The sequence below is a fragment of the Bradyrhizobium sp. 76 genome (assembly GCF_023073025.1).
In the GTDB taxonomy this organism is placed as follows: Bacteria; Pseudomonadota; Alphaproteobacteria; order Rhizobiales; family Xanthobacteraceae; genus Bradyrhizobium.
This window is the reverse complement of the sequence record NZ_JADPIS010000103.1, coordinates 128,852-144,360: the sequence shown is the minus strand read 5'-3', so window position 1 is coordinate 144,360 and position 15,509 is coordinate 128,852. Positions and strand designations below refer to the sequence as shown.

General features: G+C 64.7%; 10 protein-coding genes. 4 read left to right on the top strand and 6 right to left on the bottom strand.

From position 1 onward, the window contains the following. Window positions 1-238: 238 nt before the first annotated feature. The gene (locus IVB48_RS27060) at window positions 239-1,789 is read right to left on the bottom strand and encodes an AMP-binding protein (RefSeq protein ID WP_247404638.1); all 1,551 of its coding nucleotides are present in this window, start codon (window positions 1,787-1,789) and stop codon (window positions 239-241) included. Window positions 1,790-1,807: 18 nt separating this feature from the next. Next, entirely contained in the window at window positions 1,808-2,962 is a 1,155-nt protein-coding gene (locus IVB48_RS27055; RefSeq protein WP_247404636.1) for an iron-containing alcohol dehydrogenase, read from the bottom strand. 392 nt (window positions 2,963-3,354) lie between these two features. On the opposite strand from IVB48_RS27055, the gene IVB48_RS27050 reads away from it, so the two are divergent. The 3 genes from IVB48_RS27050 (at window position 3,355) to IVB48_RS27040 (ending at window position 9,215) form a co-directional block, all read left to right on the top strand. Then, complete coding sequence (locus tag IVB48_RS27050; RefSeq protein ID WP_247404633.1) at window positions 3,355-4,572, top strand: efflux RND transporter periplasmic adaptor subunit; 1,218 nt, start codon at window positions 3,355-3,357, stop codon at window positions 4,570-4,572. Beyond that, entirely contained in the window at window positions 4,569-7,736 is a 3,168-nt protein-coding gene (locus tag IVB48_RS27045) for a multidrug efflux RND transporter permease subunit (protein ID WP_247404630.1), read from the top strand. Before IVB48_RS27050 ends, IVB48_RS27045 begins: the two co-directional genes overlap by 4 nt. Before the next feature lie 285 nt (window positions 7,737-8,021). Further along, window positions 8,022-9,215, top strand: coding sequence for an ABC transporter substrate-binding protein (locus tag IVB48_RS27040; protein ID WP_247404627.1), 1,194 nt, complete (start codon window positions 8,022-8,024; stop codon window positions 9,213-9,215). Between the two features lie 177 nt (window positions 9,216-9,392). Here the strand turns inward: IVB48_RS27040 and IVB48_RS27035 are convergent, their stop codons facing one another. From IVB48_RS27035 to IVB48_RS27020, 4 genes are read right to left on the bottom strand one after another with little or no spacing between them, the layout of a single operon-like run. Further along, window positions 9,393-9,779 carry an MAPEG family protein gene (locus IVB48_RS27035; RefSeq protein ID WP_247404625.1) on the bottom strand — a complete coding sequence of 129 codons (387 nt, stop codon included), beginning with the start codon at window positions 9,777-9,779 and terminating at the stop codon, window positions 9,393-9,395. A gap of 27 nt (window positions 9,780-9,806) precedes the next feature. Continuing rightward, window positions 9,807-10,889 (bottom strand): lipocalin-like domain-containing protein, encoded by a 1,083-nt coding sequence (locus IVB48_RS27030; protein ID WP_247404623.1) that lies wholly within the window; start codon window positions 10,887-10,889, stop codon window positions 9,807-9,809. Next, on the bottom strand, window positions 10,879-13,341 hold the full coding sequence (locus IVB48_RS27025; protein ID WP_247404620.1) for an FtsX-like permease family protein: 2,463 nt from the start codon (window positions 13,339-13,341) through the stop codon (window positions 10,879-10,881). Before IVB48_RS27025 ends, IVB48_RS27030 begins: the two co-directional genes overlap by 11 nt. Further along, a complete protein-coding gene (locus tag IVB48_RS27020; RefSeq protein ID WP_247404618.1) occupies window positions 13,338-13,991 on the bottom strand; it encodes an ABC transporter ATP-binding protein in 654 nt (217 codons plus the stop codon). The genes IVB48_RS27025 and IVB48_RS27020 overlap by 4 nt, the downstream gene beginning before the upstream one ends. Window positions 13,992-14,136: 145 nt before the next feature. Here IVB48_RS27020 and IVB48_RS27015 point away from each other — a divergent pair, with 145 nt between their 5' ends. Continuing rightward, window positions 14,137-15,483, top strand: coding sequence for an MFS transporter (locus IVB48_RS27015; RefSeq protein ID WP_247404615.1), 1,347 nt, complete (start codon window positions 14,137-14,139; stop codon window positions 15,481-15,483). Window positions 15,484-15,509: the final 26 nt, after the last annotated feature.

Below are 15,509 nucleotides of genomic sequence, written 5' to 3'. Positions count from 1 at the left end.
CTTTTAGGCCTTTTGCGGCCTGTTTGAGGGGACGATAGCGACGCGCGCGCGGTGAGGCAACCGGCAAGGTCTGCTACTCTCTTGGCAATTCGGATGACGGACGGCCGCAGGGGTTTTCTCTCACAAAGTGAGGGAGCCCAATCTCTGGCCACTAACTCCACCGTCGTCCCGGCCTAGTGCGCAATTGCGCACTAGGCCGGGACGACACCAAGTGTGTGGCGCGCGTCGGCCAAGCCCCTCACACGATCCTGGACGCCTTGTTCCCCCAATAGCGGTCCCGCAGCAGCCGCTTGTACAGCTTCCCCGTCGGCAGCCGCGGCAACTCCTTTTCGAAATCGACCGAGCGCGGCACCTTCTGCCGCGACAGCGACGCCCCGCAGAACGCGATCAGCTCTGCGGCGAGCGCCTCGCCCGGCACGATGCCGGGCATCGGCTGCACCACCGCCTTCACCTCTTCGCCGAGGTCGGGATTGGGCACGCCGAACACCGCGGCGTCCGCAACCTTTGGATGGGTGATCAGTAAATTCTCGCACTCCTGCGGATAGATGTTCACTCCGCCGGAGATGATCATGAAGGTCGCGCGGTCTGTTAGATGAAGGAAGCGGTCCTCGTCGACATAGCCGACGTCGCCGACCGTGCTCATGCTGCCGTCGGCCGATCGCGCCTCCTTGGTCTTCTCCGGGTCGTTGAAATATTCAAAAGGCGAGGCCGTCTTGAACCAGACCTGTCCTGGCGTGCCGGTGGGGCATGGTTTCATGGTCTCGTCGAGAATATGGAGCTCGCCGAGCAGCACCTTGCCGACGGTGCCGCGATGGGCGAGCCATTCCGCGCTGTCGCAGGCGGTGAAGCCAAGGCCTTCGGTTGCGCCGTAATATTCGTGGATGATCGGTCCCCACCATTTGATCATGTCGTCCTTCACCAGGGCCGGGCAGGGGGCGGCGGCGTGGACCGCGATTTCGAGCGACGACAGGTCATAGCGCGTGCGCACCTCCTCCGGCAGCTTGAGCATGCGCGAGAACATCGTCGGCACCAACTGGGTATGAGTAATGCCCCATTGCTGCACGAGCTGGAGGTAACGCTCGGGATCGAACGTTTCCATGATGATGACGGTGCCGCCCATCCGGATCGTGAGGTTCACGGCGGCCTGCGGCGCGGAGTGATAGAGCGGCGCCGGCGAGAGGTAGATCATGCCCTCGCGGTATCGCCAAAGCTTGGTCAGGAAATCGAACAACGGCAGATTGTGCTTTGGCGGCTCCTCCGGAAGGGGTCGCAGAATCCCTTTTGGCCGTCCCGTCGTGCCCGATGAATACAGCATGGCGGTGCCGAGCCATTCGTCCGGGATCGGCGTCTTCGGCAGATTGGCGGTCACCTCGGTGAGGCCGACGATGCGCTCGCTCTCGCCCGGGCCGTCGGCGACGATGCACAGTTTGATGTCGGGGCAGACCTTGATCGCCTCGCGCGCGATCTCAAGCTTCGCAACCGACGTGATCAGGATTTTCGACTGGCTGTTGACCAGGAGATAAGCGAGCTCGCCCGGCGTCAGGAACGAGTTGATGCAGGTGTAGTAGAGGCCGCAGCGCTCGCCCGCGCCGCAGGCTTCGAGGTAGCGCGAATTGTTCTCCATGAAGATCGAATAATGGTCGAGCCGCTTCAAGCCGTGCTTGCGGAACAAATGCGCCAGCCGATTGCTGCGCGCATCGAGCTCGCGATAGGTGATGGCCTCGCCAGTCGCCGCCATGATGAAGGCGGGCTGGAGCGGGCGCAGGCGGGCATGCTGACCTGGGTACATCGGTCCTCCGGCTTTAGATCATGCGGCAAGAAGCAGGATTTCGCGCACCTGCGCGGGGCCGTCGATCTTGCGCGGGTTGCGCGGAATCCAGTTCGTGCGCATCGCAGCGTCCGCGATGGCGTCGAAATGCTCCGGCGAGACGCGTACATCGGCGAGGCTGCGCGGCATGCCGAGCGAGCGGATGAAGGCATCCAGCACATCGGCCGCCTTGTGACCCGGAAAGCCCATTGCGGCCGCGACGATCATCTGGCGCTCGGCATTGTCGGGCGCATTCCAGCGCATCACGGCCGGCAGCATGATGCAGGAGGTGTAGCCATGCGGCACGTCGAAGGCTGCACCCAGCACGTAGCCGATGCCGTGGCTCGCCCCCATCGGCACGCCGGCGGCGAGCGCGCCCATCGACAGCCAGGTGCCGATCTGCGCATCCATGCGCGCGTCGAGATCGCCAGGGTCGGCCTTCACCCGCGGCAGCGCGTCGGCGAGCATGGCGAGGCCCTTCACCGACTGCGCGTCGGCATAGGGATGCGTCTCGCGCGAGCAGATCGCCTCGACGCAATGATCGATGGCGCGGATGCCGGTCGAGAGGAACAGCCATTCCGGCGTGTGCACGGTGATGGCCGGATCGAGGATGGTCGCCCGCGGAACGCTGAGCGGATGCCGTAGCATCTGTTTCACATGGGCGGTGCGGTCGGTGACGCCTGCGATCGAGCTGAACTCACCGCCGGCGATCGTGGTCGGGACGCTGATCTGACGCACGGTCGGCGCATTCATCTCAGGCGCGACGCCCTTGTGCACGCGGATACTCTCGATGCCGTCGACATCGTCGATGCCGTTGGCGAGGCAGAGCTGCACCGCCTTGGCCCCGTCGGTGATCGAGCCGCCGCCCACGGTGACGATCAGGTCGGCGCCCGCGTCGCGCGCCGCATTGGTGGCGGCGATCACCGCCTCGCGCGGTGTGTGCGCCGGCATGGCATCGAAGACGCCCGCGCAATTTGTGCCCAGGGCCTGTTTGATCTTGGCAATTTCGTCGGTCTGGCGGTTGAGCGTCCCGGAGACCATCAGGAAGGCGCGGCGCGTCCCCAGCCGGTCCATCTGCGCGACCACGGCTTCGGCCGCGGGATGCCCGAACACGACTTCCTCGATCGCGCCGTAAACGACACGTCCCTGGTGCACGCCTGTCCTCCCCGGACAATTCGACTTGTTTTTGTGGGGGGTAGTCTAGCCGCGCTGGCGGCATTCGTCATGCGTGAAGACGCTGGCCGAGAGGTCGTCATGCCCGGCTTGTCCCGCCTGCGCGGCCGAAGCCGCTTCGGCGAGGCGGGACAAGCCCGGCCATGACGCTGTGGAAGTGTCAATGCCCCAAGTTTTTTTGTCAGATGCAATAGCTCTCGCCGCAGGCGGGGAGAGGCGAAGAAGGACCTGTCAACCCATCATCCGGCTAGGGCATCTCGCCGAGCCTTGCGCGCGCTTTGGTCTTGAAGAGTTCATCATTGCGACCCATCTTGTGGCGCCCGCGGGTACAGGCGTACCCTGCTATTTCCGCGGTTTTTATGCGAGGACCTGGGATGACTGGACTGGACGGAAGCGAGCAGTTTGTCAAAAGGCACGATTTCGTTTCGCCTCGACCTCGCGTGATCGCGGGGCTTCTCGCCGCGGCATTCGGTCTTGCGGGCTGTGGCCAGCCGACCCCGCAAGCGGCCGCGCCGCCGCCCGCGCCGGTGACCGTCGCCCAGCCGGTCAAGCGCACCGTCACCGATTGGGACGAGTTCACCGGCCGCTTCGAGGCGATGGAGGAGGTGCAGGTTCGCCCGCGCGTCGGCGGGTTTGTCAACTCTGTCGAATTCCAGGATGGCGCCATCGTGCGTCAGGGCGATCTGCTCTATGTCATCGACCCACGTCCGTTCGAGGCGGTGGCCACGCAGGCGGAGGGGCAGCTTTCCGATGCGCGTGCCAAGGTGGAGCTTGCAAAGCGGGAGCTCGATCGCGGTTTGAGCCTGGTGCAGACCAGCGCCGTCTCCGAGCAGGTTGTCGATCAGCGCCGTCAGGCCTTGCAGGCCGCGCACGCTGCCGAAACACAGGCTGAGGGTGCGCTCAAAGTCGCCAAGCTCAATATCGAATTCACGCATGTGACGGCGCCGCTGACCGGCCGCGTCAGCCGCCATCTCGTCAGCCCTGGCAATCTCGTGCAGGGCAGCGATACCGGAACGTCGACGCTGCTCACCTCGATCGTGACGCTCGACCCGATCTATATCTATTTCGACATGGATGAGGCGACCTTCATCAAATACAGCAAGCTGTGGTTCGAAGGCCGCCGCCCGAGCTCGCGCGATACGGCGAACCCGGTGCAGGTGACGCTCGCCGGCGAGACGAAACCATCCCGTGAAGGCAGCATCAATTTCCTCGACAACCGCCTCGATGTCTCCACCGGCACGCTGCGCAGCCGCGCCGTGATCAAGAACACCGATCTGTCGATCCTGCCGGGTCAGTTCGGTCGCGTCCGCCTGATCGGCAGCGCGCCATATGAGGCGCTGCTGATTCCCGACGTCGCGGTTGCGACCGACCAGTCGCGCAAGATCGTGTTCGTGGTGAAGCCGGACGACACTGTCGAGGCGCGTCCCGTGACGCTAGGGCCGCTCGATGACGGCTTGCGCGTGATCCGCGAAGGGCTGAAGGCTGACGACCGCGTCATCATCAACGGCATCCAGCGCGCCCGTGTCGGCGCCAAGGTCGCCCCGCAGACTGCGCCAGCACCAGCCGGTGGCAAGCCCGGTGACAAGTCATGAATCTTGGCCGCCTCTCCATCAATCAGCCCATCCTGGCGATGGTGCTGTCGATCGTGCTGCTGATCGTCGGCGCGCTCGCGTACACCACGCTGCCTGTCTCCGAATATCCGCAAGTGGTGCCGCCGACCGTCGTCGTCACCACGCAATATCCTGGCGCCTCCGCGCAGACCGTGTCCGACACGGTTGCAGCTCCCATCGAGCAGGAGATCAACGGCGTCGAGGACATGCTGTATCTCTACAGCCAGGCGACCTCGAACGGCCAGCTCACCATCACCGTCACCTTCAAGCTTGGCACCGATCTCGACAAGGCCCAGGTGCTGGTGCAGAACCGCGTCGCAATCGCGCAGCCGCGTTTGCCTGAAGAGGTTCAGCGCAACGGCGTCACCACACGCAAGAACTCGCCCGACATTTTGATGGTCGTGTTCATGCTGTCGCCGGACGACACTTTCGACCAGCTCTACATCTCCAACTACGCGCTGCTCCAGGTCCGCGACCAGCTGCTCCGGATCGACGGCGTCGGCGACATCCAGATCTTCGGCGCACGCGATTATTCGATGCGGCTATGGCTCGATCCGGATAGAATCGCCAATCTCGGCTTGACCTCGGCCGAAGTGCTCGCCGCGATCCGTGCGCAGAACGTGCAGATCGCGGGCGGCCAGATCGCCGAGCCGCCGATCGCGGATCGCGCTTTCCAGCCGAACCTCACCTTTACCGGGCGATTGAAGGACCAGAAGCAGTTCGAGGACATCCTGATCAAGGCCGGCTCCGACGGCCGCACGGTGCGCCTGCGCGACGTCGCCCGCATCGAGCTCGGTGCTCTCGCCTACTCCACCAACAGCTTCCTGCTGCGCAAGTCGGCGGTCGCCATGCTGGTGACGCAGCGGCCGGGATCGAACGCGCTCGCGACCGCGAAGAACATTTCGGACACGATGACGAAGCTGAAGGAGACCTTTCCGAAGGGCCTCGACTTCAATATCGGCTACAACCCGACCGAGTTCATCGCGCAGTCCGTCCATGAGCTGATCAAGACCATCTACGAGGCCATGTTGCTCGTGGTCATCGTGGTCCTGGTGTTCCTGCAAGGGTGGCGACCCGCGATCATTCCGATCATCGCGATCCCGGTTTCGCTGGTCGGCACCTTCGCGGTGATGGCGGCGCTCGGCTTCTCCATCAACAATCTCACGCTGTTCGGGCTCGTTCTCGCCGTCGGCATCGTGGTCGACGACGCCATCGTGGTGGTCGAAAATGTCGAGCGGCATCTCGAGCATGGCATGAGCCGGCGCGATGCCGCGCTGAAGACCATGGAGGAGGTCGGCGGCGCACTGGTGTCGATCGCGCTGGTGCTCTGCGCGGTGTTCGTTCCGACTGCGTTTCTGGGCGGCATATCCGGGCAATTCTTCCAGCAATTCGCCGTCACCATTGCGGTCGCGACCGCAATCTCCTGTTTCTGCTCGTTGACGCTATCGCCGGCGCTGGCCTCGCTTCTCCTCGTCCCGCACGAGGAGAAGCGGCCGCCGGCGCGCTGGAATATCCTCGCCCGCGGCTGGAGCGCTTTCACGGGCGTCTTTAACCGCGTGTTCGACCGTCTGGCGCATGGCTATGCCGGCCTCGCCAATTTCGTGATCCGGCATTCCGCGGTGATGATCCTGATCTACGTCGTGCTGATCGGCAGCGCCGGCTGGCTGATCGCCACCACGTCGCAAGGCTTCATTCCGGCGCAGGACCGCGGCTACGTCATCATCTCCGTGCAATTGCCGGGCGCCGCTTCGCTGGCACGCACCACCGAGGTCGTGCGCGAGATCGAGCGGATCGCGCTGGATACGCCGGGTATCATCCGCGTCGCCGCTTTCGCGGGCTTCTCCGGCGCGACGCGGACGCAGGCCGGCAACGCGGCGGCGCTCTTCCCGGTGTTCGACGAGCCCGAGGCGCGGATCAAGAAGGGATTGTCTGCGAACGCCATCACGGTCGAGCTGCGCAAACGCCTGGCCGCGATTCAGGGTGCCTTCATCATCGTGATTCCGCCGCCGGCCGTGCCCGGCATCGGCACCGGCGGCGGCTTCACCATCCGCATCCAGGACCGCCAGGGCCGTGGGCCGGAGATGCTCGCCGCAGCTACTGACGAGCTTGTCGCCGCGGCGCGCAAATCGCCCTCGCTGCTCGCTCCCTCCGTGTTCTCTCCGTTCTCGGCCAATACGCCGCAGCTCTTCGTCGACATCGACCGCACCAAGGCGCAGAAGCTCGGCGTTCCCATCGCCGGCATCAACGACACGATCCAGACCTATTTCGGATCGACCTATGTCAACGACTTCAACCTGTTCGGTCGCACCTATCACGTCACCGCACAGGCGGACTTCCCGTTCCGGAAAGAGCCGAGCGACCTGTCGCGCCTGCGCACGCGGAACGCCTCCGGCGACATGGTGATGCTGGGCAGCGTGGTCGAGTTCAAGGACGTCTCGGGCCCCGACCGCGTTGCGCGCTACAATCTCTATGCGGCGTCCGAATTGCAGGGCGAGCCGGCGCCGGGCACCAGCTCGACCACCGCGCTCAACACCATCAAGAAGCTCGCCGACGATACCCTGCCGAGCGGCTTCACCTTCGAATGGACCGACCTGTCGTACCAGCAGATCACGGGCGGCAATGCGGGTCTCTACGTGTTCCCGATCTGCGTGCTGTTCGTCTATCTCGTGCTCGCTGCGCAATATGGCAGCTGGACCTTGCCGTTCGCGGTGATCCTGATCGTGCCGATGTGCCTGTTGGCCGCCACCATCGGCGTGCGCATCATGGGGCAGGACGTCAACATCCTCACCCAGATCGGTTTCGTCGTGCTGGTGGGGCTGGCGGCAAAGAACGCGATCCTGATCGTCGAGTTCGCCCGCGACATCGAGAAGGAAGGCAAGCCGCGGCTGGAGGCCGTGATCGACGCCTGCCGCCTGCGCCTGCGGCCGATCCTGATGACGTCCTTCGCCTTCATCCTCGGCGTGCTGCCGCTGGTGATCTCGTCCGGCTCGGGCTCGGAGATGCGGCAAGCGGTCGGCGTCGCCGTGTTCTTCGGCATGATCGGCGTCACCCTGTTCGGGCTGTTGTTCACGCCGATCTTCTACGTGGTGGTGAGGAACCTGGCCGAGGGGAAGAACGAGGGGAAGCCGACGGCGGTGGCTCCATAAGTATCAGTGGCAGCAACCGACGCTCCAATATTCACGCTGTCGTCCCGGCGAAGGCCGGGACCGATAACCACCGAACGTGGTTTGGCGAAGACTCGTCGTTCGGTGCTCCTGCCGAATGCAACCGATGGATTCCGCGGTATGGGTCCCGGCCTTCGCCGGGACGACAGCATTGGGTTGGACGCCGATCTTTCCTACTAACGGCCTAGGCCGAAATGGATGGGCACCGCCGGGGTTCTTCACTAGTATCCGCGCGATTTCAAAACAGAAAACTGCTGGGAGCAACCTATGAAATCAGCACTTTTGGCCGCTGTCGCAATTTCGGCCTTGCTGGCGGCCGCGCCGGCCTATGCGCAAGGCGTCAAGATCGGCATTCTCAACGACCAGTCCGGCGTCTACGCCGATTACGGCGGCAAATGGTCGGTCGAGGCCGCCAGGATGGCGATCGAGGATTTCGGCGGCGAGGTGCTGGGCCAGAAGGTGGAACTCGTCACCGCCGACCACCAGAACAAGCCGGATCTCGCGACCTCCATCGCGCGGCGCTGGTACGATGTCGAGAACGTCGACATGATCACGGAGCTGACGACCTCATCGGTCGCGCTCGCGATCCACGAGCTCTCCAAGGAAAAGAAGAAGATCGACATCGTGGTTGGCGCTGCGACCTCGCGCCTCACCGGCGATGCCTGCCAGCCCTATGGTTTCCACTGGGCCTATGACACCCGCGCGCTCGGCGTCGGCACCGGCGGCTCGCTAACCAAGGCCGGCGGCGACAGCTGGTTCTTCCTCACTGCGGACTATGCCTTCGGCTACGCGCTGGAGAAGGACACCAGCGAGATCGTCACCGCCAATGGCGGCAAGGTGCTCGGTTCGGTGCGCGTGCCGCTCAACTCCTCGGACTTCTCCTCCTTCCTGCTCCAGGCGCAGAGCTCGAAGGCGAAGATCGTCGGCCTTGCCAATGCCGGCCTCGACACCACCAACTCGATCAAGCAGGCGTCCGAGTTCGGCATCGTCTCCGGTGGCCAGAAGCTCGCGGGCCTCTTGATGACGCTCGCCGAAGTGAACGGTCTCGGCTTGCAGGCCGCGCAAGGCCTGGTGCTGACCGAGGGCTATTACTGGGACATCAACGACCGCACCCGCAATCTCGGCGAACGCTTTCTCAAGCGCACCGGCCGGATGCCGAACATGATCCAGGCCGGCACCTATTCGGCGACGCTGAGCTATCTCAAGGCGGTCAAGGCCGCTGGCACCAAGGATCCGGATGCGGTCGCCAAGAAGCTGAAGGAGTTGCCGGTCGACGACGACTTCGCGCAAGGCGGCAAGGTGCTCGAGAACGGCCGCATGGTCCACGACATGTATCTGTTCGAGGTCAAGAAGCCCTCCGAATCGAAGAAGCCCTGGGACTATTACAAGCAGCTCGCGGTCGTTCCCGGCGAGAAGGCGTTCTTCACGGCCAAGGAGAGCGGCTGTCCGCTGACGAAGTAGGGGTCTCTAAGTCGTCTTGGCGAAAGCCAGGACCCATTAGCCCGACAGCGGCTTGTTGAAACGAGCCGTGGCCATCATCGTGCCCATAACCACGCCCTGTGGTTATGGGTCCTGGCTCTCGTGCGCAATTGCGTACTAGGCCAGGACGACGGCGGCGAAAGTCTTCGCAGTTCGACCTCACACCAGCCGCAGCACCGCCGCTCCCAGCGCCCCGGCCCACAGCGCAATGGCCGCAATACCCTGAATAAAAAATCCCGGACCGCGTTTTGCGGCGGCTTTGGAATAGCCGATGAAGTAGACGATGCGGCCGACGATCCAGAGCGCGCCGATCGCCGCCGCGCCGGCATCGCTGATGTAAATCGCAAACAGCCAGAGCGACGGCAGGAAGATCGGCATCCATTCCAGCGTGTTCATCTGGATCCGGAACGCGCGCTCGAAATCCGGATGGCCCGACATCGCAGGCACCTTGACGCCGGTTTTGGTGCGCGAGCGTGACACGTTGATGGTGGTGAAGAAGTAGAACAGGATCGCCAGCAGCGTGACGAGGGCGGTGAGGTGATACATCGATAGTCCCTTTGAAGAGGTCCCGGTTCAATACCCGGTCAGCTCGAGATAGCCAACGCCGTCATGCGTGCCGGCAAAGCTGATCGGCCCCTCCCAATAGGAAAAGCCGGTCCCCATCCACGCCTTTGGATTGAGCGGCTTGCACAGGATCGAGAACGACCGCGAGGGGATCGCGATCTGCCATTCCACCGGCAGCTTGTGTCCCGCGACCTCGGCAGTCGCCTTCGGACTCATCTGGATGTCGTCGCCCGCAATCATGTGCGTGTCGCCGGCGGCGGAGATCCAGTTGCCGAACGGATGATTCCGGCCGTCCTTCTGGCGCAGCCGGTACAGCATCAGCTTGTCGCCGGAAGCGAGATGCAGCGACAGCCAGTCCCAGCCGGTCTGGTCGGTGTCGAGCGGCTGGCTGCTCCATTCGCGGTCCATCCAGGCCTGGCCGGAAACATCGACCGGCCTGTCGTCGATGGTGAGCGTGCCGCGGGCGCGGTAGAACGGCTGGCTGTAATAATAGGAGGCCTGTCCGCGCTCCGACTTGCGGCTGTAGCCGCGATCGCCCTGCAGCACCACCGGACGATCGGCCTCCAACGTTAGCGCATAACTGAAGTCGGCGCCCGCGGCCGTCAGCGTCAGCGGCGCCAAAGTGCGATCTTCGGTGCGCTCGGATCCGTTCATCGCCCAATCGTCGATCCAGGCCGAGAACGGTTTCGCGGTGACGCCGGCCTGCCCCACACCGCCGCGGGAAAACAGCTCATTGAAGCGGTGGGTGTCGGCGCGCGTCACCGCCGCATGCGCCATCCACACCTGCTGATTGGCCCAGCCTTCGCTCTGCGGCCCCGGCTGCGTCGCCTGGCGAAACAGCGTCCATTGCAGGCCGCAAGCCGCGCCGCTGCTATCGACGAGATTCGCCGTGAGATACCACCACTCGATGCGAAACTCCGGATGCGGCCCGTGATCGTCCGGAAAGGCGAACGTCTTCCCCGGCGTGACCTTGGCAAAGCCGTCGGCTGTCTCGCCGAGCCCGGCATAGCCTTGCGCGCCCGCGCGGCGGACTGCCGCGAGCGCGGCGATGCCGCCGGCGAAGGTGCGCCGCGATATCCTGTCAGCGCTCATTGGCAAACACCTTGACGAGGCTCGCCGGCTGCATCCGGGCCAGTCGGATCATCGGCAGCAGGGCGGCAAGCAACGAGGCGAACAGCGCGACCGCGACCAGCTCGACCAGTTGCAGCGGAAACACGTGGAACGGCAGCCGCCAGCCGAACGCCTTCACGTTGACGATCGCGATCAGGCACCACGCCACCAGCAGGCCGAGCGGCACGGCCAGGAGCGAGGTGAACAGCGCAACCGACAGCGTCTTGGTCAGTTCGATTGCGGCGAGGCGCGGCCGTGTGATGCCGATCGCCCAGAGCGGCGCAAGCTGCGGCAGGCGGGAATTCGCCAGTGTGAGAAGGCTGGTCAAAAGCGCGATGCCGGCGACGCCGAGCGTGAACGCGTTCAACGCCGACGTCACCGCAAAGGTGCGGTTGAAGATCCGGATCGATTCTGCCTTCACCGTCGCCTGGTCGGCGACGCTGCGCTCGTCGAGCGCAAACTGCTTCTGCAGCGCCGTGATCAGGCCGGGGATATTCTCCTTCGCGACGATGAGACCGATGCGCGTCTGCGGCGTCTGCGGAAACTGCCGGATCAGTGCCGCGACGTTCACCGCAAGCTGTCCCTTGGGGTTGCCGTAGTCTGCATAGATGCCGACGATGTCGAGCTCCCAGGTCCCGCCCGCCGCCGGGACGTCAACGACATCGCCGACGCGGACGTTGAGGCGGCGGCTCAGCTGCTCGCTGATGAACGCGGCATTACCGGGCACGAGCCGGGTCCAGGCACGGGGCGCGGCTTCCAGCAGCGGCCAGCGCTCGCGATAGAGTGCGTGATCGGGCAGGCCGAGCAGCTCGACCGGCTGGCCCTGAACCTGCGTCTCGGCGCGTCCGCCCGACAGGATCGCCTGGACGTCGCTGCGCTCCTTTAGCCAGTTGCGGATCGCGACGCCTTTCGCATTGTCGGAGGCGCTGATGTAGACGTCGGCTGCGAGCCGCCCGTTGAGCCAGCCGACGAAGGTGCGGCTGAACGTTTCCACCATGGTGGACACCCCGACATTGACGGCGAGCGCGAGCAGCAGCGCCATCAGCGCCAGCGACAAACCCGAGAGCTGCTGCCGGTTGTCCGCCCAGAACCACAGCGCGAGCGGTTTTCGCGCGAAACGCTGCCCGGTTTGCAGGATGATGTCGAGGAAGGCCGGCAGGATCAACGCGGCGCCGAGCATCAGCGCTGCCAGCACGCCAAAGCCCGCGATCAGCGATTGCCCGTACTGGAGAAGCAACAATGCGACCGCGAACACGGCGCCGGCAGCCCCGCTTTGCAAGATCAGCCAACGGCGCTGCCGCTGTTGCCAGGCGCGCGGCTGCGCGGTCGCCAGCACCGGCATCCTGACAGCCTTGACCAGGCTGGTCGCCGCGGCCACCAGCGCGCCCACAATGCTGATGCCGATGCCGGCGAGCCACCATTCGGGTCGCAAGCTGAGCTGCCCCGGGATTTGCGCGCCATAGAGTCCCCGCAGGGATGCTGCGACGTCTGGCAAGAGCGCGGCCGCAATGAAATAGCCGCAGGCAAGCCCGATCAGGCCTGCGATCAGCGACAGCGCCACGAGCTCGACCACCAGCACGGTGTTGACCAGTCGTGCCGAGGCACCGCAGGCCCGCAGCGTACGCAGCATCGGCAGCCGCTGCTCGAAGGCGAGGCCGACGGCTGAATTGACGATGAAAAGACCGACGAAGAACGACAGCAGGCCGAACGCAGTGAGGTTGAGATGAAAGCTGTCGGTGAGGCGCTCCAGCTCAGTCTCCGCATCCGGCTCAACCCGCTGCAAGCGGTCGCCGACGACGCTCGCCAATGGCGCAGGCTTGCCCTTCGGTTTGCCGATCAGAAGCCGCGAGATCTGGTCCGGCTTGTTCAGCAGCCGCTGCGCCACGCCGATATCGACCACGAGCACGTCGGGCACGAGCTGCGGCAGCACCCGCAGCGGCGGCAGTTTTGCGCCGTTGCTGATCGCTGGTGCCGCGCCCTCCTGCTCCTGCAAATCGCTCAGCGTTTCCTTCGCCACCAGCGTCTGGCCCGGCGGCGCGACGAAGCTGCTTAGATCGGCGGCGCCGAGCCGAGGTGCATTACCGACATCGACCGGCAGCGTCACCGGCTCGATGCCGAGCAGCCGGACCGAGCGCCCGTTGACCTGGACCCGGCCCTCCAGCATCGGCGAGACCGGCCAGCCGGCGCGGCGGAGCTTGACGAACAATTCCTGCGGAAAGGTCGCGGCATCAGGCGCGACCAGCATCGGCGTGCGCGCGCCGCCGAAGGTTGCCGCGGCGCGGTCATAGGCGTTGCGGGCCTGCTGGTTGATCGCCTGCACGCCGCTCCACAGCGCAGTCGCCGCGATCAGCCCGATCAGGAGCGTCGCGAACTGCATCTTGTGGCGCCGCCAATGACTGAGCAGCACGGCGAGGACCCAGAGCGCGCGCCTCATGCGATCCGCCCGGCATGCAGGTTGACGTGGCGATCGAGTGTCGCGGCCAGATGCAGGCTGTGCGTCACCATCAGAAAGCCGCAGCCGGTGCGCGTGACGAGGTCGCGCGTCAGGGCCAGCACGTCCTCGGCGGTGGCCTCGTCGAGATTGCCGGTCGGCTCGTCCGCCAACAGCAAGGACGGCTTTGTCGCCAGCGCCCGGCCAATCGCGACCCGTTGCTGCTGTCCGCCCGATAATTGTTCTGGATAACGCTTGAGCAGGCCGCCAAGCCCGAGACGTTCGATCAGCTCTTTGTACCAAGCTGCGTCGTACCGGCCGGCGATCCGCGCCTGAAACACCAGATTGTCTCTGACCGACAGACTCGGGATCAAATTGTACTGTTGAAACACCAGGCCGATCCGGTCGCGCCGCAGGCCGGCGCGTCCCGCATCGGACAATTTGGTGACCTCGGTATCTTCCAGTCGGATCGTGCCGCCATCGGCGGCATCGAGCCCTGCAATCAGGTGCAACAGCGTGCTCTTGCCGCTGCCGGACTCGCCGGTCAGCGCGACGCGTTCGCCGGCCTTGAGGTCGAGATCGACGCCACGCAGCACATGGACCGGCTCACCGGCCGAAGAGAACGTCTTGGAGAGGTTTCGGATGCTCAGCACGATGAATGGCGCCGGACGGAATTAGCGGAATTGCTGCGTAGCACACTTGCTGCGGAAATGCCGGGTTGCGTTGGTCTTGAAGCCGTTGTTAGCTCCTAAGAGGACCAAATCAAAAAAGTGCCAAAAAGGGACGACGGGGAGAACGATGAGCGCTCAGGCAATGCAGCCCGCGGCGGGCAAGATGACGGGGATGTCCAAGGAAACGTCCAAGGAAACGCCAAAGGGTGCCTGGACCGTTACATTTCTCCTGTTTCTTTTCATGCTGGTGAACTTCGCAGACAAGATCGTCGTCGGTCTCGCGGGCGTTCCGATCATGACCGAGCTGAAGCTCGAGCCCGAGCAGTTCGGTCTGCTCGGCTCGTCGTTCTTCTTCCTGTTCTCGATCTCGGCGATCGTGGTCGGCTTCATCGTCAACAAGGTACCGACCCGCTGGGTGCTGTTGACGCTCGCGGTGATCTGGGCGCTGACGCAGTTTCCGATGGTCGGCACCGTCTCTTTCACCACACTCCTGATCTGCCGCATCGTGCTCGGCGCGGGCGAAGGCCCGGCGGCCTCGGTGGCGATGCACGCAGTCTACAAATGGTTCCCTGACGAGAAGCGCACGATGCCGACCGCAATCCTGTCGCAAGGTTCGGCCTTTGGCGTGATCCTGGCGGTCCCGGCGCTGAACTGGATCATCGTCAATCATTCCTGGCACTATGCGTTCGGCGCGCTTGGAATCGTCGGCCTGATCTGGGTCGCCGCCTGGCTCGCACTCGGCAAGGAAGGCCCGCTGGACACCCACGCATCGGCCGTGATCGAGCCGAAAATACCCTATCTCCAGCTCCTGACATCGCGCACCTTCATCGGCTGCGTGACCGCGACCTTCGGCGCCTATTGGGCGCTGTCGCTCGGGCTCACCTGGTTCACGCCCTTCATCGTCAAGGGCCTCGGCTTCTCGCAGTCTCAGGCCGGCTTCGTCTCGATTCTTCCCTGGGTGTTCGGGGCGACCATCGTCATTCTCACGGGCTGGATCTCGCAGGTGATGCTGGCACGCGGCTACACGTCGCGGATCTCCCGCGGCGTGCTCGGCTCGGTGCCGCTGATCGTCGGCGGCCTGATCCTCGCGATGATGCCACACGTCCAAGGCGCCGGCCTTCAGATCGCCCTGCTCGTGGTCGGCTCGGGCCTGTGCGGCGCGATCTACGTCGTTTGCCCGCCCATGCTTGGCGAGTTCACGCCGACGTCGCAGCGCGGCGCGGTTCTCGCGATCTACGGTGCGCTCTATACGCTTTCGGGCATCATCGCGCCGCTGGTGATGGGCAGCGTGATCCAGCGTGCCGGCAGCATGCTCGACGGCTACATGACCGGCTTCACCATCAACGCCGCGATCATGGTCGGCTCCGGCCTCCTCGGGCTGCTCCTGCTCTGGCCCAACACGGAAAAGGCCAGGCTGACCGGTGGAGCTACGCCGCAGGCCGCGCCGCTGAAGAGCGCGGTGTCGCCGACGTAAGGGGTGGGCTCCGCCAAACCCAATTA

Excerpts from the sequence above, each read along its gene's own strand:
- IVB48_RS27060 (WP_247404638.1), bottom strand. The coding sequence starts at position 1,789 with ATGTACCCAGGTCAGCATGCCCGCCTGCGCCCGCTCCAGCCCGCCTTC.
- IVB48_RS27050 (WP_247404633.1), top strand. The coding sequence starts at position 3,355 with ATGACTGGACTGGACGGAAGCGAGCAGTTTGTCAAAAGGCACGATTTC.
- IVB48_RS27045 (WP_247404630.1), top strand. The coding sequence starts at position 4,569 with ATGAATCTTGGCCGCCTCTCCATCAATCAGCCCATCCTGGCGATGGTG.
- IVB48_RS27040 (WP_247404627.1), top strand. The coding sequence starts at position 8,022 with ATGAAATCAGCACTTTTGGCCGCTGTCGCAATTTCGGCCTTGCTGGCG.
- IVB48_RS27035 (WP_247404625.1), bottom strand. The coding sequence starts at position 9,779 with ATGTATCACCTCACCGCCCTCGTCACGCTGCTGGCGATCCTGTTCTAC.
- IVB48_RS27030 (WP_247404623.1), bottom strand. The coding sequence starts at position 10,889 with ATGAGCGCTGACAGGATATCGCGGCGCACCTTCGCCGGCGGCATCGCC.
- IVB48_RS27025 (WP_247404620.1), bottom strand. The coding sequence starts at position 13,341 with ATGAGGCGCGCGCTCTGGGTCCTCGCCGTGCTGCTCAGTCATTGGCGG.
- IVB48_RS27015 (WP_247404615.1), top strand. The coding sequence starts at position 14,137 with ATGAGCGCTCAGGCAATGCAGCCCGCGGCGGGCAAGATGACGGGGATG.